14 protein-coding genes are annotated in these 19,695 nt (G+C 74.1%); all 14 read right to left on the minus strand.

Annotated features, from left to right (window positions below; genetic code table 11):
• Positions 1–4: 4 nt before the first annotated feature.
• Complete coding sequence (locus ACFRU2_RS34635) at positions 5–2,527, minus strand: GTPase-associated protein 1-related protein (protein WP_382979903.1); 2,523 nt, start codon at positions 2,525–2,527, stop codon at positions 5–7.
• Positions 2,524–3,714 carry a hypothetical protein gene (locus tag ACFRU2_RS34640; RefSeq protein WP_382979904.1) on the minus strand — a complete coding sequence of 397 codons (1,191 nt, stop codon included), beginning with the start codon at positions 3,712–3,714 and terminating at the stop codon, positions 2,524–2,526. Before ACFRU2_RS34640 ends, ACFRU2_RS34635 begins: the two co-directional genes overlap by 4 nt.
• Entirely contained in the window at positions 3,714–5,762 is a 2,049-nt protein-coding gene (locus ACFRU2_RS34645) for an Hsp70 family protein (RefSeq protein ID WP_382979905.1), read from the minus strand. The genes ACFRU2_RS34640 and ACFRU2_RS34645 overlap by 1 nt, the downstream gene beginning before the upstream one ends.
• Complete coding sequence (locus ACFRU2_RS34650; protein WP_382979948.1) at positions 5,759–7,882, minus strand: AAA family ATPase; 2,124 nt, start codon at positions 7,880–7,882, stop codon at positions 5,759–5,761. The genes ACFRU2_RS34645 and ACFRU2_RS34650 overlap by 4 nt, the downstream gene beginning before the upstream one ends.
• Positions 7,879–9,369: a hypothetical protein gene (locus ACFRU2_RS34655; RefSeq protein ID WP_382979906.1), complete on the minus strand. Its 1,491-nt coding sequence runs from the start codon at positions 9,367–9,369 to the stop codon at positions 7,879–7,881. Before ACFRU2_RS34655 ends, ACFRU2_RS34650 begins: the two co-directional genes overlap by 4 nt.
• On the minus strand, positions 9,366–10,016 hold the full coding sequence (locus ACFRU2_RS34660) for a 4Fe-4S single cluster domain-containing protein (protein ID WP_382979907.1): 651 nt from the start codon (positions 10,014–10,016) through the stop codon (positions 9,366–9,368). The genes ACFRU2_RS34655 and ACFRU2_RS34660 overlap by 4 nt, the downstream gene beginning before the upstream one ends.
• Entirely contained in the window at positions 10,004–11,140 is a 1,137-nt protein-coding gene (locus ACFRU2_RS34665; protein WP_382979949.1) for a hypothetical protein, read from the minus strand. Before ACFRU2_RS34665 ends, ACFRU2_RS34660 begins: the two co-directional genes overlap by 13 nt.
• 2 nt (positions 11,141–11,142) lie before the next feature.
• The gene (locus tag ACFRU2_RS34670) at positions 11,143–11,991 is read right to left on the minus strand and encodes a protein phosphatase 2C domain-containing protein (RefSeq protein WP_382979908.1); all 849 of its coding nucleotides are present in this window, start codon (positions 11,989–11,991) and stop codon (positions 11,143–11,145) included.
• The gene (locus ACFRU2_RS34675; protein ID WP_382979909.1) at positions 11,988–12,758 is read right to left on the minus strand and encodes a hypothetical protein; all 771 of its coding nucleotides are present in this window, start codon (positions 12,756–12,758) and stop codon (positions 11,988–11,990) included. Before ACFRU2_RS34675 ends, ACFRU2_RS34670 begins: the two co-directional genes overlap by 4 nt.
• Positions 12,751–12,981, minus strand: coding sequence for a hypothetical protein (locus ACFRU2_RS34680; protein WP_382979910.1), 231 nt, complete (start codon positions 12,979–12,981; stop codon positions 12,751–12,753). Before ACFRU2_RS34680 ends, ACFRU2_RS34675 begins: the two co-directional genes overlap by 8 nt.
• A 149-nt stretch (positions 12,982–13,130) precedes the next feature.
• Positions 13,131–14,273 carry a macro domain-containing protein gene (locus ACFRU2_RS34685; RefSeq protein WP_382979911.1) on the minus strand — a complete coding sequence of 381 codons (1,143 nt, stop codon included), beginning with the start codon at positions 14,271–14,273 and terminating at the stop codon, positions 13,131–13,133.
• A gap of 74 nt (positions 14,274–14,347) precedes the next feature.
• Complete coding sequence (locus ACFRU2_RS34690) at positions 14,348–15,031, minus strand: RES family NAD+ phosphorylase (protein ID WP_382979912.1); 684 nt, start codon at positions 15,029–15,031, stop codon at positions 14,348–14,350.
• Positions 15,031–15,789: a hypothetical protein gene (locus tag ACFRU2_RS34695; protein WP_382979913.1), complete on the minus strand. Its 759-nt coding sequence runs from the start codon at positions 15,787–15,789 to the stop codon at positions 15,031–15,033. Before ACFRU2_RS34695 ends, ACFRU2_RS34690 begins: the two co-directional genes overlap by 1 nt.
• Positions 15,786–19,202, minus strand: a complete 3,417-nt coding sequence (locus ACFRU2_RS34700; protein ID WP_382979914.1) for a CHAT domain-containing protein — start codon at positions 19,200–19,202, stop codon at positions 15,786–15,788. The genes ACFRU2_RS34695 and ACFRU2_RS34700 overlap by 4 nt, the downstream gene beginning before the upstream one ends.
• Positions 19,203–19,695 lie beyond the last annotated feature (493 nt).

Below are 19,695 nucleotides of genomic sequence, written 5' to 3' on the forward strand. Positions count from 1 at the left end.
CGCATCACTCTCCCTTATTCTTGCGGGACGTGTCGGGACTCTTCTTCCGGGACGTGTCGGGACTCGCCTCATCGGGCGCCGAAGGTGCGGACGCCCTCGCGCCGGGTGGATCCGCGGCGGCGGGCGTGGAGCGGCGGCCGAAGGGCCAGCGCGACCGGCGCTGCGGGCTGCTGCGCCGGGCCTCGGCGTACTCGGCGTAGCGGTCGGCCAGTCCGGGCTGGTGGGGCCGTACGGCCGCCTCCAGTCGTGCCAGGTCCGGCAGGCGCCAGTGCGTGGCGGGATGGGCGCGGATCGCCATCACGAGCTCCAGCTGGGCCTGGGTGCACGGGGACCGCCCCGTCAGGGTGGCCACCGTGGCGACATGGCTGAGCAGTACGTCGCCGATCCCCTCGCCGCCCGTGACCCTGCGGTACACGTCCGTCAGGTAGCGGTCCAGGTCGCGGTCGCTCAGCTCCGACAGCCGGCCGCGCAGTCGCGGGATGTCGGCGGGCAGCCACAGCATGGCGGGCACCAGGCACAGGCTCGTGAGCGCGAGCGTCGCGGACCATCGGAGCTTCGGCGGGACGTCGAAGGCCTCGAGGAGGTCCGTGGCCTCGACGGCCTCACGGAGGGCCCTGTTCAGATCGAGGGCGATCCGTACGCGCTCCCCCACGTCCGCGGGCAGCCATGCGAAGCGGCCCGGATCGGCGAGCAGCCCGCACAGGCGCAGACAGGCCGCCAGGGACTCTTCTTCCTGGATGTCCTGGCCCAGCGCGCGGCGGAACCATGCGCCGACCGCCTCGTCCACCGGTTCCGCGGCGGGCAGCAGCCTGGCGATCCAGGCCGCTTCCTCGTGGGACCAGGTCCGCGAAGGTCGCCAGAGGGCGCTGACGAGCTCCTCGTCGGGCGAGGTGCGCCCCCGGATCTTCAGGATCTTGAACATGATCGGAACCGTGTCCGAGGGCATCCGTTCGGCCCTGGCCCGCAGGTGGTGCTCCAGGACCAGGGGGCGGTCCGCCAGGTCGGCTTCGCGCAGGAGGTCGGCCGGGAAGTGCGACAGCAGCTGCTCTTGGCCGGAGCGTCCCTTCAGCACCTCCTCCACCGCCGCGGCCAGGGATTCGCGCATCGCCGGCAGGACGCGCAGGAGTTCGGACACCTCGTCGAGCAGGTCGTCGGTACTCGAGGCGAGCAGCGCGTGAGCCAGGCCCAGGGTCTCCCGCTCCACGGCCTCCCGGGTCAGGGAGAGCCGGGCGCCGACGGCCCAGAGCAGCAGGCGGGTCCGCTCGCGGGGGGTCCGCGCCTCCGCCGCGAGCCGCTCCCACAGGGCCGTGGCCCGCTCGCGCGTCGTCGGGTCGTCGATCGGCACCGGCGGGGCGGCGTTCCCGGCGGCGCGGATGTAGGCCCGCATCCGCGACGCGTGCAGTTTCCCCTCGATCTCCCGGTGCACGCCGATGTCGCCTCCGGCCTTCGCGGCCGCGCTCAGCATGGCCAGCCGGCCGTCGTCGAGGTCCCGGTGCTTGCGGTGGATGTCGTCCGCGACGGTCGCCCCGAGTGCGCCCAGGTGGTCGGCCCCGGCCAGCCAGTCGATCACCGCGTGGGCGTCGGCCTTGGTGAGCGTGATGCCGCCCGCGCACGCCGCCGCGGCGACGGGGGCGTGCCAGTCGTCCGGCGTCTCCTCCCCGCCCCGTGTGTAGTCGGCCGTCCAGGACCAGACGAGCCGGACGGAATCGACGCCGATCCTGGTGAGGAGGCGGACCAGGTCGCTGACGGGCACCTCCGGAAAGACGCCCCGCGAGAAGTCGAAGACGGTGTACGCCGCTTCGTCGTCCGTGCCGAAGGCGAGCTGCGCCTCCGGCACGGTGCCGATCAGGTGCAGGCGGCTCCGGGCCGGGCGGAAGACGTAGGTGGCGAAGGAGAGTCCGCGGGCGAGCGGGGGCGGCAGCAGGTAGGAGACGGCGGCGAACCAGCGCGCGATCCGTTCGGTGTCGCGGTCGACCACCACCACCGAGCCGTGTTCGGTGAGCGCGGCGAACACGGCGGCCAGCAGCTCCGGCAGCCGGGCCGCGTGGGGATGCCCGCGCAGGAACTCGGCCACTTCCCGGACACCGAGCGGTCCGGGCGCGGGCGCCGCGAGCGCCGGGATCTCCGTGGCCGGGGCCACCGTACGGGTCCACACGGGCGAGTTCCACAGCTCGATCCCGAGCATCCCGCCCGAGGCCTCCCGGAAGTCCTCGCTGTGCAGGGCGTGGGCGAAGTAGTTGCCGAAGCGGCGGGCGGAGTCGCGGCCCACGTACCGCACGCACAGCGCGGTGGCGCGGCGCCCGTCCCGGTCGTAGGGCCGGTAGCAGAGGTTGACCGGGCAGCGCTCCAGCAGTTCCGGCGTGTCCGACTCCACCAGGGAGCGGGGCGGCTCGTACCCGGCCAGGGCCTCCACGGCCTGCCGGGTGCCCGCGGTGACGCCCGGACTGACGGCGTTGAACTGGAAGCCGGAGAACCCGCTGAGCCCGTGCTCGCAGGAGGTGTAGTAGAGCTGCTGGAAGTGCTTCATCCCCGGCCCGCCTTCGGCACCGAACCGAACTCGCTCAGGAGCCACAGCAGGGGGTCGGCGACCCGGTACGGCTGGATGCCGGTGGGGGCGACCCGGGCATCGGTGGTGGGGTGGCGGCCGAGTGCGGAGACCCCGAAGTACCGGTAGCGGGAGTAATGGTTGTCCAGCAGGTGGTCGATCGGCACGCCGTCCCAGTCCTTGAGGAGCCGGCGCACCTCCTCGTGGACGTTCAGGCTGTCACCGACGTCGAAACGGTCCCGCGCGGGCACGTGGTCGCGCAGCGGACTGCCGGCATCGAGCAGGTGCCAGAAGGCGTCCATCTTCGAGAAGACGACGGCGATCGGGATATCTATCTTCTGGGCGGCCCGGCCGGAGCCGCGGGCGAGCAGCAGGTTGGTCACCCGGGAGAGGACGTTGATGGGAGGGTCGAGCCCCTCGCTGCCCGGCAGCGGGGTGCCGGGCAGGGCGTTGTCGCGGGCGCCGGGCATCTGCAGCGGGTCGAGCAGCAGCACGATGCCGTCGGCGCCGGCCAGATAGCGGGTGTTGAGTTCCACGTTCTCCCGGGAGTTGAAGTCCTCGCCGGCCGTGTCGAAGAAGGACAGGACCGTGTGCTGCGGGCGTTCGCCGAGCAGCGTGCGCCGGCGCAGGCCGAAGCGGAAGACCAGCGGGTCCACGCGGTTGAGGTTGGTGGAGGCCGTCTGGGTGCCGGGGAACATCTGGTTGTCTCGGTAGAGGCGGTCCTCGTAGTCGGAGCTGAAGCGCCGCATCGTCTCGTCGTCCGAGCCCATCAGGGCCGCTCCGAAGGCCTCTCCGATCCGGTTGCGCATCTCGTGGAGCAGCACCGTCATGTAGACGGTCTTGCCGGACGCCTTCGGCCCGACCAAGGCGATCAGACGGTTGTCCATCATGCCGAACTGCACAGGCAGTTCGGAGTGGCAGACCGGGCAGATCCGGTAGGTGGTCTCCCCGTCGCAGTCCGGGCAGACGGCCGTGGGCTTGCGGCCGTCGGCGGCGAAGTCCGGTCCGAGGTCGTGGCTGCGGCGCGGTCCCTTCCGCTGGTCGAGCACCTGGTCGCGGCGCCGCTCGCACTGCTTTCCCGTCCGGCTCAGCCGGCTGTGGCAGCGGAACCGGATCTCGCGCGGGGCGAAGTTCTCGTAGCAGTAGGGGCAGATGAGGCGTTTGGCCATCAGGTGACTCGCAGTCTGTGCAGCGCCGTCGGGCGGATGTCGATACCGAAGTCGGTGCCCGCGTCCGCGTGCGCCGGGAAGCAGACCAGCCAGGACGGGCCGCGCGTGGCGGGCAGCGGGAACTCCACGGTCAAGGGGGTGGCTGCGGACAGCCGCTGTGCGGGCACCTCGTGCAGGACGGTGCCCTCGGCCGTACTGGTGGGGCGGAAGCGGCCGAGGCTGTGGACGATGCGCAGACCGGGCAGGTCGCAGCCGTCCTCGGAGGTGAAGGTGACCGAGGCCACCCGGCCCGTGAGCCGGCGGCGCACGCTCGGCTCGTACGAGACGACCGTCGGGGCGGCCGGGACGAGCAACGAGGAGGCTCCTTCGCAGTCCTCGCCGAGATCCGCCACCAGGGCCTCCACGGTGAGGGTGACGGCCCCGTTGCCGACGGCCAGGTCGAAGCCGCCGTCGTGCTCGTACACCCGGCGACGGCACACGGTGTCCCCCGTGCCCACGGCGGCACCGGAGATGTTGCCCTCCCGGCGCCAGCGCACCCGCGCGCTCAGGGCGCCCTCGGGCCACGCCCACAGCACGAGGAGGTGGTCCCCGCGCCGGACGTACTGGAGCTGGCCCACCGGGACCGCGTACTGGGGCCGCGGATCGGCGGGGGACCGCGGCGGGTCCTCGGCCGTGATGTCGTACGGGTCGCTGCCGGGCGGGGCCGGGGAGCCGTACTCGGGCTCGGGCTGTCGGTGGGGCTCGGGGTGGGGCTCGGGCTCGGGGTGGTGAGCGCTCGGCGGGGGCGGTGGCGATGTCTCCGGAGAGCCGGGGGCATCCGTGGACGCGGTGCCGGCCGTCGGGGATTCGGCGTACGGCGGCTCGGCGTACGGGGCGCGCGCGGGCTCGGCGTGCGGCTGCGGCGCGGCCGCTTCGGGCTCGGGGGGCGCGAAGGCGTCCTCCTGCCCGGCCGGCCCGCCGCCCTGCCGCGGGGCGGGCTCGGGGTCCTCCACCGGGGGGCGCCCGGTGCGGGGCTCCGGGTCCGTCGGCGCGCCGGCGGGTTCGGGGTCCAGGAGGGTGTCCACGGACTCGGGACCGCCCGCGTACCGGGTGTCCCCGCCGGGGCGACCGGTCGCCGTACGCAGGTAGCCCGAGTCGGCGTACCCGGTCTCCGCCCGGCCCGGCCTCCCCGCGGAGCCGGTGACGACGCGCAGTACTCCGAAGTCCCGGAGCTCCAGCAGCCCGAGCACGACCGCGAGTTCGGGGCGGTCGCAGCGCACCGTCAGGCCCTGCGCGGCCGGGAGGGCCTCGATCGCGGTCCGCAGGCCGGGCTCGGCGCCCATTCCGCCGGCCAGCAGCACCGTGTCCACGGCCGGTTCCGCGGTGCCGAGCTGGTCCGCGACGGCGGCGAGCAGGCGCTCCCGCAGGGGCGCCACCGCCCGCTCGAACTCGCTCCGGTCCAGGGTCAGCGCATGCCGGCCGCCCGCGGCGTCCTCCACGGCCTCGGTGACGGCGTCCGCGTCGCCGAGCGCCCGTCGCAGGGCCTCCGCCGCGCCGAGCGGGTCCACGCCGTCCGGCAGGCGGCCGGCGAGTTCGGCGGCGACCGCCGCGTCCCAGTCGTCGCCGCCGAGCCGGAGGCTGAGGCAGCGGACCACGTGCACGGTGAGGTCGGGGGCGACGGCCAGGACGCTCAGGTCCAGCGTGGTCGCCCCCTGGTCGCAGACCAGGACCGTGTGGTCCACGCCCTGCGCGACGGCCCCGTAGTGCAGGGCCACGGCCACGGGCTCCGGTACGACGCGTCCGACCTCGAGCCCGGAGCGCTCCACCGCGTACCGCAGCTCGTCCTCCCGACCGCCCGACACGGGGAGTCCGAGAGCGGCCGTGCGGTCCGGTTCCGCCCCGTGGCCCCCCTCACCCGGCGGGGCGGATCCGATCAGCAGGGGCAGGGCCCGGACCGGGTCGAGGACGCCGTCCGCACCGGTGAGCCGGGTCGTAGTCACCTCCGGCAGGCCGTCGGGGCCGACCCGCGCGACCCGCCCGAAGCGGTGTCCCAGGTCGATGGCGATCATGACCGTACGCTCCCTTCGCCCTCGAACGGCCCCGCACCTTCGGCGGTGACCCACGGCAGGCCGTCGGCCCCGAGGCCGACCCGGATCCGGCTGCCCGGCTCCGGACGGTTCACCAGCAGGTGGCCGACGACGGCCGAGCGCACCAGTTCCAGTTCGTTGCGGATCTGCCGCCCGCCGTAGGCCTGGTGCGCGGGGTCCGCCATCCGCTCCGTGATCCACGGGTGCAGAGTGTCCGTGTCGGGTACCAGCTCCACGCGGTGGCGTTCCCGGACCGACTCGGCGAGCTCTCCGAGCAGCCGGTCGGCGATCCTGGCGACGTGCTCGGGGCGCAGCATGTCGAAGACGACGACGCCCGGCTTGAGCCGGCCGTAGATCTCCGGCCTGCCGATCTGCCGGAACTTCTCCTCCACGGCGCGGGTGAAGTGCGCCTCCAGCTGGGGGTACGAGAGCCGGTCGCGCTCCTCCAGCAGGCTCAGGACCTGATCCGCCCCCGTGTTGGAGGTGAAGATGATCAGGCACTGGGAGAAGTACGCCGTCTGGCCGCGGCCGTCGGTGAGCCGGCCGTCCTCCAGGATCTGCAGGAACTTGTCCAGCACCTTGGGGTGGGCCTTCTCGATCTCGTCGAAGAGCAGCACGCTGAAAGGCCGTTCCTGCACGCGGCGGGTCAGCTCGCCCCCCTGTTCGTGGCCGATGTAGCCGGGTGGTGCGCCGGCCAGGCGTTCGGCGGCGTGCTCCTGCTGGTACTCGCTCATGTCGAAGCGGGCGTAGGCACTCTGATCGCCGAACATCAACTCGGCCACGGCCTTGGCGAGTTCGGTCTTGCCGACGCCGGTCGGTCCGACGAAGAAGAAGGCGCCCCGGGGTCGAGCGTTCCCCGAACTGCCGAAGTCGACGCCCACGAAGGCGGACTGCAGGGCGGAGGCCACGGCGTTCACGGCCACGCTCTGGCCGACCACCCGGGAGCCGAGGGCCCCGGCGGCACCCGCGACGGTCTCCCGGTCGAGCTGGGTCCACGGGTCGACGCTCACGTTGAGCCGGTGCAGTTCCAGCAGCTTGTCGGGCTTCCGCAAGGGCGCCTTGCGCATACGCGAGGTCCTGGTGAGGGACTCGATGTCCCAGCCCAGCATGCCGTCGGTGGCTCCTACGAGGGCTTCGAGATCGGCGCGCGAGGATTCGTGCGCCCCGTTGAAGTCGTGGAGCAGCCAGCTGAGCCACAGCCTCCGTTCGCTGGGGTCGGGCGGGCCGATGTGGAGTGCGGCGACCCTCGGGTCCTCCAGGTGGAACCAGCCGGGCAGCCTCCCGACGTCGCCCACAGCGCACAGGACCGCGTTGCGTGCGTGCGGGGCATCGCCCGCGGCGCGGCGCGGGGTCACGGCGTCCGTCATCGCGGCGCGCAGCCTCAGGTAGCCCAGGTGCGATTCGGGGTGGCCGGACGGCAGGTGGTGGTCGACGTCCTCGAAGACGAAGGCTACGGCCGCGTCGGGCTGGGCCACCAGGCCGTGCACGGTGGCGACGATGTCCTCGAAGGAGCGCGGTCGGCCCGACTGCCGCGGCGTCAGCAGGCGTTCGCGGCCGCGGTCCCGCTCGTCCCCGCGCCGGGCGCGGGCGGTCGCGTCCGGCGCGCCGTCGAGCGGTCCATCCGCGACCCCCCGCCCCTGTGGCGGCCGCGCTCCCGCGGCGCCCGGGGGCGTTCCGGTCCCGGCAGCCCCGCCCGGCGCGGCAGCCCCGCCCGGGGGCCGCGCGCGCTCGGAGGACCGCCCTTCGCGCAGCTCGTCGAAGCGCTCGGCGTGGCCTTCCAGCGGAAAGACGAGCCCGCCGACCGGATCCCACCAGCCGACGACCTCGGCGCCGCGCGCTTCGAGCAGACCGGCGACCACCTCACGGAAGGAGGCCGGCCGGTCCGCGAACCACCAGCGGTCCCTGATCTGACCGTTGAGGATCACTTGGCGCCCGCGCCTCAGCTCCCAGTCGAGGGACACCGCCCACAGCGGCATCATGCCGTCCGCGACCACCGGTTGCCCGTCCCCGGCGGGCCCGCCCGGACGCTCCGTACGCGGGGGGCGTCCCGCGCCGCCGGCCCCGCCCGCATCGGACTGCTTCACCCAGCCGACGGTGCTCACCCGGTCCAACTCCACTCCTCCGTGTCCGGCACGTGCCCCGTGTCCGTCAGCCTCTTGCCCCGCGGGCCCGGCGGCTTGCCCTGCCAGGTGAGTTCCCCGGGAACGAAGCCGTCCCCTTCGACGATGGCCTCGTGCACCCGCGCCAGGAGGTCCTCGGTGCGGTCGCACACCGCGACCTCCGGATCCGGGCGGAGGGTGACGTCGGGCTCGCCGTCGACCTGGTAGACGAGGACGGGGGTGCCGCCGCCGTCCGTGGTGATCGTGGTCTGGTACGTCGCTCCGGTCGGACGCTCGAAGCTGAGCAGCAGCTCTCCGGCCTGCTCCGCTCCCCCGGTGAAGGCGAAGCCCTCGCCGATCATGGCGTCCTGCAGCGCCTGCGCGAGGTCCATCCGGCGTGCGTACGCCAAGTGCAGCTCGTCCAGCTGTGCTTCCGCGTCGAGGAGCAGCTCCTCCAGCGCCTCGACCGCCGTCAGTGCCTCCTTCGGCGCGCCCGCCGCGAGCGGGCTCGTGACGGCGGTCAGCGCCGCCTCGATGCGCTCGGCGAGTTCGGGGTCGGCGAGCTCCCGGGCTTCGGCCGCCGCCTCTCCCACGGACTGCCGTACGACGCCGAGCCGGTCCGTCGCCTCGGTGAAGATCGCCGTCACGCGCTCCTGTTCGGCCTCCAGCGCGGCCTGCCGCGCCGCCTCCTGCTCGGACGCGCGTTCCTCCGCCTCGAGTTGCGCCTCCCGGGCCCGCTCCGCCCGACGGCGTTCCTGGGCGTCCCGCTCCCCGACGGTCGCGGCATGCCGGGTGAGTGCGTGCTCCGCGGTGCCGAGCATCGCCTGGAACCGCGTCTGCGCACCTGGTCCGGCCGTGGCGCGCAACTCGGCGAGCAGGTCGAGGCAGCGCCGGTGTCCCTCGGGGTCGCTTTCACGGGCGTGCGGCCCGATCCCGGCGAGCCGCTCCTCCAGCCCGGCCAGGACGGCACCGTGGTCGGCGTTCCGGCCGGAGGCCTCCGCCTCGTCGGCGAGCAGGACGACCCGGCCGCGCAGTTCCTCGATGTCCCGGCCGGGATCCTCGCCCCGCTCCACGCGGCTCTGGAGCAGGTCCAGGCGCTCGCGCAGCACGCGCACGCCGGAGTCCTCGGCGCGGGCCCGGCCCAGCAGCCCGCGCACCTCGGCCAGCCGGCGCACGTCGGCGTCGGCCTGCTCCCGGCGCACCTGGGCGGCGTGGGACTCCTGTTGTGCGGACCGGCGCCGGGCGAGCTCCGCCTCCCGGCGCCCGGCCTCCTCCCTGGCCCGCTCCCGGCGGGCGGCGACTTCCCGGGCCCGCTGGGCGGCGCGCTCGGCCCGTTCCCGGGCGCGCTGCGCCTCCAGTTGCCGGCGGGCTGCCGCCCGCTGCGCCTCCACCCGCTGGCGGGCGGCCGCCCGGGCAAGGCTCCTTCCCAGCTCGATCCGCGCGTAGGACGGCGCGATCGACACGCTGCTGTACTTCGGTGATCCGCTCATGTTTCCCTCCGTTCCTCGGCGCGCAGGACGAAGCCCCGTGCCGCGAGTCGTTCCTCGAGCCCTTCACGGAAGCCGGGAGTCGGCGGCACTCCGGCCCAGGACAGTGATCCGTCGGCTTCCAGGGACAGTTCGACGCCCGCGCTGTGATCGGGCTCGGTCCCCAGGTCCGGGTAGCGGCCGGTGAGCGCGATGATGCGCTGGTTGGCGGAGCCGCGCCAGCGCAGACCGTGCTGCGCGGACGCCACGTAGGGGCCGTCGACGAGCAGGTCCAGTCGGCGCAGCAGTGCCTGCCGGTCGGGGCCGCCCCGGCGCAGGGCCTCGTACCGGAATCCGGAGTAGGCCATGGCGCCGAGTTCGGGGCGCCGCGCCCGGACGGCGTCGAGCAGCGCGGCCAGTTCCGCCGCCTGGCTGAAGGGTTCGCCGCCGGAGAGGGTGACGCCTTCGATGTCGGGCAACCCGCAGAGCCAGTCGGTGAGTTCCTCCACGGTGTGGGCGGTGCCCCCTTCGAAGGGCAGCGTTTCCGCGGCCACGCAGCCCCGGCAGCGCAGCGGGCAGCCCTGCACCCAGATCACGGCTCTGACCCCCGGGCCGAGGACGGTGCAGCGGTCGAGCCGCCGCGCCACCGAGAGCCTGGTCACCTCTGCCATACCGCGCCCTCCTTCCCCTTCGCGTCCTTGCCGTCCTTGCCGTCCTTGCCGTCCTTGCCGTCCTTGCCGTCCTTCGCGTCCGTACGCGGCCTCGGGTCCGGCCCCGGATAGCCGTCGGCCCCGCGTTCGGCCAGGTCGCACCAGGGGCACCAGGGCCTCTCGGCCGTGTGCACGTGCAGGGCGTTCCTCCGGCAGGTCCTGAGCCGCGCGGGGTCCGACTCCGCCGCCAACGCCTCGCTCCAGACCGCGGCGGAAGGCCGGATCCCGCCGAACGCGGCCCGGAAGAGCGCGGTGAGCCGGCGCGGGAGCAGGTCGACGGGCGGCGCGGAGCGGGGCAGGTACACCGAGGTCCGGTCGAGGAGCCGGCACCGGCCGTGCAGGACGTTGTCGTCGTACGACAGGTAGTCGCCGCCCCCCGAGGGATGCCCGGCGAAGGGGTGGAGTCCGCACATCAGCAACTGGTGGACGAGGACGGCGAGGACGAACTCGTCGGAGGCCCGGTCCGGCGCGGTGCCGGCCGGTGCGCCGATCCGTTCGGGCGCGGTGTGGCCCGGGCTGCCCATCCGCCCGGGGAACGTCTCGCCCCCGTCCGTGAACTGCCAGGAGTCCACGTCCGCGATGCCGACCCTGCCCTGCGGGTCCACCCAGAGGTTGTCCGGCTTCAGGTCGCCCACCACGTAGTCCTCGGCGTGCAGGTCCGCGAGGAGACGGGCGAGCGAGAGGGCCGCCGCCAGTGCGGTGGCCCACGTCGCACGGGGCAGCAGCACCTGGCGGGCCTGCGGGGTCAGCAGGTACGCGAACGGCTGATGGGCGTGGCGCATGTCGGTCATGACGTAGCCGTCCACGCCGTCGCCGCCCGGCCCGCCGGCCCGGACCCCGGCCATGGGCCAGGCGACCCGCGTCGGCGTCCCCGCGAGCAGCCGGACGGAACGCGGCTGACGGCGCTGGCGGACCAGGCGGGCGATGCGGCGCCGGTAGGCGGCGGGATCGGGCGGATCGAGGACGAGTTTGGCCACCAGGGGGCGCGCGTCGTCCACGGCGAAGACGACCCCTTCCGAGCCGCTGCCGATCTGCGCTGTGAGGTGCCATGTGCGTCCGCTGTCGGACACCACCGTGAGGGCCATCGTCACCTGCCGTCCGTGAGAGCGCAGAGCACCGTCAGGTCGTCGCCGGTCCGTGCCGCCCCGGGCCCGGAGAGCAGGGCGCGCAGGGGCGTGGCGTCACCGCCGTTGGCGCGGAGCGTGGCCGCGAGGCCGCAGAAGAACCGCTCGGAGGGCAACGGTCCCGCCTCGGGCGGGAGTTCCCGTACGGACGGGTGGTCGAGCGTCAGGGCCGCACAGCCGTCGGTGGCGAGCACGACCCCGCTCAGCTGCGGCTCCCACACCACGAAGGTCCGTAATCGCAGCGCGGCCCCGGGCGAGGAGAGGAAGACCGTCTCCGGTGCGCCCGGAGCGGGGGGCGGCAGGACCAGATGGCACCGCTCGCGTTCCTCGCGGCCCGGTCCGGGCCCGTCGGGGTCCCGGGTCAGCACCGTCCCGAAGCAGTCGCCGACCGAGAGGAACGCCACCCAGGGCGGCCGGACGACGGCCGCCGCCAGCGTGGCGGCCAGCGCCCCGGCGTCCACCGGATCCGAAGGACCCGACGGACCGGAAGGACCCGACGGACCCGCCACCGCCGACAACACACCCTCCACCGCCCGCCGGTAGTCCCCGACGATCCTGGCTCCGGCCGTGGCGATCCACCCGGTCCACACCTCCGGAGCGTCCCCCGCCGCGGGGACGTCCTCGGCCAGGATCCGGCAGGCGGCGTCCACGGCGAGGTGCGCGCCGAGCGCGCTGCGTTCCCTGCCGCCGGCGCCGTCCGCGACGGCCAGCACCGCCGTCCCGCCCAGCTCGACCGCCTTGAAGGCGTCCTGGCAGCCCTGCCCGCGGGCCAGGTGCGCGGTCCCCTGGACCGCGGCCCCCGCGACGATCACCGGTACCGCTCGTCGAGCAGGCGCAGGCGCCGTTGGCGCTCCACCAGGTCGGCCACCTGTCCGTGGATCTCGTCGGCGGCCTGGACCGCCCCGATCCGGTCCGAGCTCTGGAACAGCAGATCGAGGATCTGCGCGAAGTCCAGGCCCTCCAGCATCAGCGCACCCTTGGGCGCGAGGACCCGCAGCAGCTCCAGGTCGGCCCCGCTCACGCCGATCGCCTGGAGCACGCATTCGCCCCGCTCCTCGCCGCGCCGCACCTTCTCCGCCGTACCGGCCAGGGCGGCGGGGTCCATCCGCTCCCCCTCGGCGTCGCTGGGGGCCCCGTCCGTCAGCACCCACAGGAACGGCCTGCGCACCTGGACCCGTTGCTCCTGCAGCGTCCGGTGGCGCGCCCGGCCCAGGTCGAGCGCGATCTCGACGGCCTCCGTCATCCGGGTGAGTCCGGACGCCTCCAGCCGGGGCGGGCGCATCCGGTCCACCGGTACGAAGAGCCGGTCGGTCACGGCTTCCTCGACCGGAACCAGCTGCTCCCGGTCCGGGTCGAAGACCCGGACCCGCGAGTCGAAGGTGATCAGGCACACCTCGACCCGCGCGCGCAGCCTCGGCTCCGCCCGCACCCCGTCGAACCAGGCGGTCAGCGCCCGGCTGAGCTCGTCGATCCGGGGACTGCCGGCCGGGCGTCCCATGGAGGCCGAGGTGTCGAGGAGCAGGACGACGGGCTGCCGTTCGTCATTGCCCTGCGCCAGTCCGAAGCCGTACTCACTCATCCCCCCACACCCCACCCTGGTCCGTCCGGGCCGCCTCGCGGGCGACGCGCAGATGCCGCGAGGCCTCGTACCGCACGAGCACCTCCGTGCCCGGCGCCGCTCCCGGGGGCTCCGGGAGCATGCGCAGCAGCACCCCTTCGACCAGGACGTACGCGTCGGGATCGGGCCAGGTGATCACCCGGCCGGTCGCCCCGTGCCCCCACTCTTCCATCCCACCGCTCATGCGCCCACGCTAAGTGACAGATCATCAACTATGGCCGTGACAGCGAAGATTACCCAGGCCATGATCCCCCCGCACCCCCCTTGCGTACCCCCTTGCACGACCCCGGTGCGCCCCTCGTGCGCACCGGGGCGCCCCTCCATTGCACCGGGTCAGCCGGTCGGCCTCTGGTCGTGCGCCGGGCGGATTCCGGCGGCGATGCGCTCCACCACCGCGGCGGCCTGCGGGGTGCGCACCACGAAGTGCACGTCCCAGCGCGCCCCGCGTGCCAGCTCCGCCTCGACCGCCGCCCACACCGCACCCAGACTGACCTCGTAGGACAGTCCGCCGCGGCCGGAGCCGATCAGCGGGAAGCACACCGAGCGCAGCGGCGGTACGTGGCGGTCGCGCTCCTCGGCCAGCAGTGCCAGGACCCGGGACACCGCCCGGGTGACATCGGCGGGCAGCACGTCGTAGTCGTTGGTCCCGGCCCGGGGCACGGCGATCGCCGCGTGGTAGATGCGCCGTACGCCCTGCGCCTCCAGCGCCCCCGCCCCGGTGGCCGCCACTGTGCCGGGACGCACCGCACGTCCCGTCGTGCCGTGCCGCTCCGCCCACCTGTGCAGCTCCGTGGGCAGCGGGTCGGCCAGGAGTTCACCGGTCATCCCGTGCACCGCGGCCGCCCGCCGCAGCGATGCGGCGATGGACGACTTGTAGGCCTCGGGCAGCGCGAAGTGGACATTGGACGGGGAGACGATCACGTCCACGTCACGCAGCAGGTCCACGGGGTGCACGTGCACCGTGAGGCCGATGGTCCGGCCGGCCGCCCTGACCTGGACGGACCGATGGGTGCCCGCCCCGCCCCCGTCCACCGGTCCCGCCGGTCCGCCCGGCCCTCCCGGTCCGCCGGGCGCTGCCGCGGCCGCTGCCGCGTCCGCCGCCAGCCGCACGATCTGCTCGGCAACCTGGTCCAGGACCATCATCTCCTGGTCCTTGCGGAACCGCTCGACGCTGACTCCGTAGACCGAGGCCGCCCTGGCACGGCGGGAGGACGCCGGCCAGTCCCGGGTTCCCTGGGCCAGGCCCAGGGTGTACTCGGCGGCGGTGCGCAGCGTCCCCGCGTCCAGGCGGGCCACCGCACTCCGCAGCAACACCTCTATCGGCGCCCCCGGCGTCCGGGCACCGCCGGACGTGAACGCCATCGCCGCCGCCTCCAAGCCGGGCAGCGCACGCCCCCGCAGCCGGATCAGTCCCGCGCGCCTGACCTCCTTCAGTTCAGCCAGAAGTGACGTGTCATCAGAAAGAGGTAAGGCCATGGGCTCACGATGACATCACCCTTCGCGGGCGGACAAGCCACGGGCGGACGCCCGGCGGGCCTCCGTACGGGGCGTCACCACCCCATGGGTTCGGACACCTCCGCCCACAACGGGTCGAGGAGCCGGTTCACTTCCTTGAGGCCCGCCGGGGATCCGAGGTCCTCGACACCCCGTTCCGGCAGCACCTCCAGGGCCCGGCCGTGGCGGTCGTCGAAGCGATCGTGGAAGAGCACCACGGCGTTCTCGGGCCGGTTCCGGCGGGACTGCCATACGAGCCCCGTGGCGTCGGGCGCCTGAGCCCGGATCTCGCTCGCCCAGCGCCGCGCCTTCGCATAACTCCTCTCGTCGTCCAGGAGCTCGGCGTTCCGGCGCACGGCCGCGAGGTCGGCCTCCCCGACCAGGGAGACCACGGTCAGTGCGCACGTGGTGCGCAGCACGCTCAACGACCGCCCCTGGACCAAGGCGTAGGGGATCATCCGCTTCTCGCCCGTCCAGGGCACGGAGCGCAGCACGCTCTCCGCGACGGCCGTCAGTGCGCTGTCGGCCAGGTACAGGCTGTGGTACGGGTCCAGCACGGTGCCTTCGAAGCGGCCGCCCTCGAAGTGGATGTCCGCAAGGGTGGGATTGAACTGGGTGGGCCGGTACTTGGCCTTGTGCACCCGCCACAGTTCCGTGCCGGCCGGGATCACCCTGAAGTTGGGGCGCAGTTCCTCCTTGATCATGGGGAACAGCCTGATCATCGGCATGGAGTTGCCCATCACTCCCCCTCCACGAGTGCGGTGGCCGCACCGACGAGTTCGTGGTCCCGCATCCGGCCCAGCAAGGACACCGGGGGCCCGCTCAGCCAGCTGTTGCCCCCGTACCACCACGCGGCGGCGCCCCGGGGATCGACCTCCGCCATGAGCAGCCGGTTGACCTCGAGCACCACCTCGTACGGGGTGCCGCCGCCGGCGGGGAACTGGAACTCCGGGTAGCGGTCGCCGTTCTGCGGGTCCGGCAGTCTGATCAGCTCGGGCGGCGGCGCCCCACCGCAGCGGGCCGTCGCCTCGGCCGCCGAGAGGGCGGGCTCCCGGAGCAGCGGGTCGGCCGCGCGGTCGCCGCGCCCTGCCGGGTCCATCGCGGGGGCGGCCTTCGGGCCCGCCTCCGGGCCCGCCTGTGGTTCGGGCTGTGGTCCGGGCTCCGGGATGGGGGCCCCGCCCGGTGCCGCCAGCAGGTTGACCAGCTTCAGCGCCTCCGTCACGGCCTGCGGCCCGGGAGGCGCGGCAACCAGCCGCACCCCGTCCACCATGGTGCGCACCGGGTGGCCGAACGGCAGTTGCCGCAGGGCCAGCCTGACCCCCTGGAGCGCCCTGGGGACCGCCATGCCGTCGGCCGGTGACGCTTCGGCGAGCGCCTTCAGCCGGGTGAGCAGCAGCGCGTGCTGTGCGTCGTCGAGTGCGGTACGGATGGACTCCAGATGCTCGCCGATCAGGGCGAGCAACGGCTCCGCGGACGGCCCGCGGCCCTCCTCGTTCATGCTGTCCCTTCTGCCGTGTTCGCCGAGCTCCGGCCCGGATGTCCCTGATGGATGAAGGCGGCCCAGAGCGCGGTCCGTTCCAGTCCCGGCTGTTCCATCTCCCGGAGCAGGTCGCCCCGGAGGGAACCCGGGTTCTTCCGCTCGGGGTCGAGCATCCACAGCTGCGCGGCCCTCAGGGCGTCCACGGCGCTGAGCCCGTCGACGACCAGGTGGTGGTGGAACACCGCCATCAGCAGCGCCGACGCACTGTCCTGGGCCAGCCACCGTGATCCCACGACGTCCCGCGCTCCGGCGGCGACGAACGCGGTGGTGAGGGTCAGCGCCTCGTCGTGGTCCCGCATGCTCAGATCGGTCTGGCACGCACTCAGCACGACCAACGGCCCGTCGGACGCCTCCTGTCGGCCGCCTTGGTCGAGCAGTCGGGTCACCGTCAGGGGGTCCGGCGTGTACGCGTCGTCGGCCACGAGGTCCAGGGCCGAGACCGTGGGCCGGGTGCCCGCGGATCCGTGCGAGACCACGTGCAGCACGGAGGTGCCGTCGGCAAGGAAGCCCAGGACGGCACCGGGCGTGCCGGGCGGCAGTTCCTCGTCGTAGAGCGCGCCGCACAGCCGGGCCTGCGGATAGAAGGCCTCGCGCAGGCTGGTGACTTCGGTATCGGCGTACGCCAGGCTCATCGTCGGGTCGGCCACCAGAACGGGGAAGGCGGCCGGGTCCCTCGGCGCGCGCCGTGCGGTGCGCAGGAACTGGCCGCCGGACGCCGCGTAGCTGATGACCGCCGTCTGGCAGAGCCGGTCGCGGGCGGCCCCGGCCGGGAGCCTCGCCGCGTGCCACGGCACGATGCCCAGGCGCCCGCAGGGCACGAGGACGATGCGCGGCAGCCGGTCCCGGCGCCCTTCACCGGCTGCCGCCAGGCGTTCCTCGATCTCGCCGAGGAGCGGGCCCAATGCCTGGTAGGCCCAGTCGCACAGTTCCTCCAGGGCCTCTTCCCACGTCCGGGCGAGGGACGGGTCGTGGGGGCTGCCGTCCCGCGCCGCCGCTGCCTCCACGTACCGGGCGAGGGGCCCGTCCTCGACGTCGCGGAGTTCCGGCAGTGCGCCCGCGCCGGCTCCGAGCTCCGGCCCCACCACGATCGCCAGGCCCGGGCCCGCGGCGTCTCCGGCCACCAGGTAGAGGAGTGCGTCCGCACCGGCGTCGGCGACCCCGTCGGCGAGCTCGCTCAGCGTGGGAGTGCCCAGGAGGCCCCCTTCCCCTCGGTAGCCGAGGGCATCGAGGGCTTCGCGGCGCAACGTGCTCGGGAGCAGTCCGGGAACCTCTCCCGCGTCGCCGGGGGCCCCGCCCCCGGCGGCCTCCAGCCAGGCCTCCGCGAGGTCGTGGCGTCCGGCGGCCTCCAGCAGTTCGGGTACGGCCGAGGCGGTGGAGGCCGCCTGCAGGACCAGGGCCCGCCCCAGTTCGAGGGCCGCCACGGCCTCGTGCAGCCTGCCGTACGAGGCCGCCATGCGGGCCGCCCGTACGCCTCGGCTCGCCCCGGTACGGGCAGCCAGCAGTCCGTGTTCGACGCCCGACTGGAGGAGGACGTCGGCGGCGAGCGCCGTCAGCGCCTCCGCGGCGGCGTCCACGACGCCCGTGTCCTCCGGGTCCGGCTCGTCCTTCGCGAGGAGCCGGCGCAGGTGGTACGACTCGGCCAGCTGCCACAGCGCGTCGGCGGCGATCCGCGGCGCCCGGCCCTCCCGTACGCCGGCCCGGAGCCGTTCGAGTTCCTCGATCAGGGCATCGAGCACCGCCGGGTCGCCGTCGAGGCCGAAGCGCATGCCCAGGGAGAGCGTGGAGGTGTACAGATCCTCCATCGAGGCGTCCGGGGGCGGGGGAACGTAGTCGGGGACCGGGCCCGCCCGGTCGCCCGTGAGGGCGGCGCGGATCAGATCGAGCTCCCCCGCCCACGGCGTGGACAGCTCGCCGGCGAACGGCAGCCCGCTCCCCTCGGCCCGGGCCATCCCCCGCTCGATGTGGGGCAGGGCCTTCAGCAGGGCCTCCTTGTCCCGGGTCAGCATGCCGAGCGAGGCGTGGACCGTACCGAGTGCCCAGTCGACGGCGAACCGGAGCGGGACGCTCTCGGCGACGTCCGCCCCCAGGGCTTCGGCCTCCTCCACGAGTTCCCGGATCCTGGGGACGTCCTCCGTCTCCCTCGCCTCCATCGCCCGGAAGGTGATCTCCATGGCACGGGTGAAGGCGGCGGGGTCCCCCAGCCCCGGAGGCAGCTTCCCGGCCGACTTCTCCAAGTGGTCGGCGACCGCGCCGATGTGGGCACGGCCGGCCGACAGGTCCTGGTAGCTGCCGCCCACGGTCGAACTGATGCTCAGCAGGAGTGCCCTCAGCCCCTCCAGGGCCCCCGCCGCCGATTCCAGGCCCGGCATGGGCAGGTCCTGTACCGAACGGAGCCTCTGGAGCAGCTCGTTGAGTGCGTGCGGGTCACCGCTGCCCAGGAGGGAGTCGAGCCCTTGGCTGGTCGCGTTCACGGCGTCCAGGGCGGCGACCATGTTGCGGAAGGCATCGGGGTCGAGCGGGGACCGCGGCCCGGGGTCCGGGGCGGGGTCCGGGTTCGGCTCGGGAGCCGGCTGCGGCTGCGGCTGCGGCTGCGGCTGCGGCTGCGGCACAGGGTCCGGGGCGGAGTCCGGCTCCGGATCGACGTCCCGCTCCCACACCGGCCCGGGGCGCGCGGCGGAAGACGGTCCCGCCGACGCCATCGCCCCGAACATGCCGTCGACCATCTGGTTCAGCTGATCCGCGAACGGCGAACCGGGCGGCACCATGCCCGCCAGCAGATCGGAGAGTCCCTGAGCGGAAGGGGCCGCGAAGAGCGCTGCCGCCTGGCGCATCGGACCGAGCAGCTCCGGCGACAGCGGCAGCTCCGCCGCTTCGTTCATCAGCGTGCCCAGCTCGGCCGCCTTGGCCACCATCCCGGCGGTCCCCGCCTGCCCGAGCCAGTCGAGGTAGCCGGAGAGGTCCGGCGCCGTCGCGAAGTGTCCCTGCTGCGGCTGGACCGGAGTGACGTGGCTCATGAGGAACAGCGCCGCCCACCGCTGATCTTCCCGGGTCACCACCGCCCCCAGCGGCGCCGTACGGTCCCGGGCGTCCCGCAGCAGCCGTTCGGCCCGCTCCCGGTCCCCGGCCGAGCCGGCCCCCGCCGCGTCCCGCAGGGTCAGCGCACCGGCCAGCCACACGCTCACCGAGCCGCGCAGGGCTTCGTCGTGGTCCAACAGCCGTGCGAGCTGGTCGAGTTCGGCGACCGAGGCCATGGAGGCGTACGGCGACGGCGGACCGCCGCCCATGCCGGGGAGCTGCCGCTTCACCCGCTCGATGGCGTCCGACACCCAGGTGCGCAGGCCCTCGACGCCACCGCTCTCCTCCCCGCTCACCCACATCCCCCCTCTCCATGCCCCCGCACACGGCCCCCCAACAGCCGTCGCCGGCCTGTGGATCACCCCCACTATGCCGATCCGACGCGCGGACCGCCTCGACTTCACGCGCTTCGCCCCGCAGACGACCCGGCTCCGCCCGGGAAGCTCGCCGCCGACTCCCGTCGGTCGCCTGCCGGTTCGGCGGCGCGGACATCGGTGTGCCGACGACGCCCACGACCGGCACCGGTGCAGCGCTCACCCCACCGATGTCCGCGCCGCCTCCTCCCCCTGGGGCCTGTCGTCACACTCCCGTCTGCCTCACGCCTTCGGGTGGCGACGCGAGTGTGACGACAGGCCCTTGTTCCCCCCACACGATCAGCGAAGCATCGGACGGGTCGCCGGTGAAGGCCCCACCCGGATCTCGCCCGTTGTTCGCCCCGTTCACGCCCCGGGTGCCTTCAGGTCGAATTCAGGTCGGCTGGTGGGAAGTTGGCGACGATCAGGTACCGAC

Source organism: Streptomyces sp. NPDC056883 (assembly GCF_042788835.1).
Taxonomy (GTDB): domain Bacteria; phylum Actinomycetota; class Actinomycetes; order Streptomycetales; family Streptomycetaceae; genus Streptomyces; species Streptomyces stoeckheimensis.

Bases quoted from the DNA above. Each gene is read 5' to 3' on its own strand.
- ACFRU2_RS34635 (WP_382979903.1), bottom strand. From the start codon at position 2,527: ATGAAGCACTTCCAGCAGCTCTACTACACCTCCTGCGAGCACGGGCTC.
- ACFRU2_RS34640 (WP_382979904.1), bottom strand. From the start codon at position 3,714: ATGGCCAAACGCCTCATCTGCCCCTACTGCTACGAGAACTTCGCCCCG.
- ACFRU2_RS34645 (WP_382979905.1), bottom strand. From the start codon at position 5,762: ATGATCGCCATCGACCTGGGACACCGCTTCGGGCGGGTCGCGCGGGTC.
- ACFRU2_RS34655 (WP_382979906.1), bottom strand. From the start codon at position 9,369: ATGAGCGGATCACCGAAGTACAGCAGCGTGTCGATCGCGCCGTCCTAC.
- ACFRU2_RS34660 (WP_382979907.1), bottom strand. From the start codon at position 10,016: ATGGCAGAGGTGACCAGGCTCTCGGTGGCGCGGCGGCTCGACCGCTGC.
- ACFRU2_RS34665 (WP_382979949.1), bottom strand. From the start codon at position 11,140: ATGGCCCTCACGGTGGTGTCCGACAGCGGACGCACATGGCACCTCACA.
- ACFRU2_RS34675 (WP_382979909.1), bottom strand. From the start codon at position 12,758: ATGAGTGAGTACGGCTTCGGACTGGCGCAGGGCAATGACGAACGGCAG.
- ACFRU2_RS34680 (WP_382979910.1), bottom strand. From the start codon at position 12,981: ATGAGCGGTGGGATGGAAGAGTGGGGGCACGGGGCGACCGGCCGGGTG.
- ACFRU2_RS34685 (WP_382979911.1), bottom strand. From the start codon at position 14,273: ATGGCCTTACCTCTTTCTGATGACACGTCACTTCTGGCTGAACTGAAG.
- ACFRU2_RS34690 (WP_382979912.1), bottom strand. From the start codon at position 15,031: ATGGGCAACTCCATGCCGATGATCAGGCTGTTCCCCATGATCAAGGAG.
- ACFRU2_RS34695 (WP_382979913.1), bottom strand. From the start codon at position 15,789: ATGAACGAGGAGGGCCGCGGGCCGTCCGCGGAGCCGTTGCTCGCCCTG.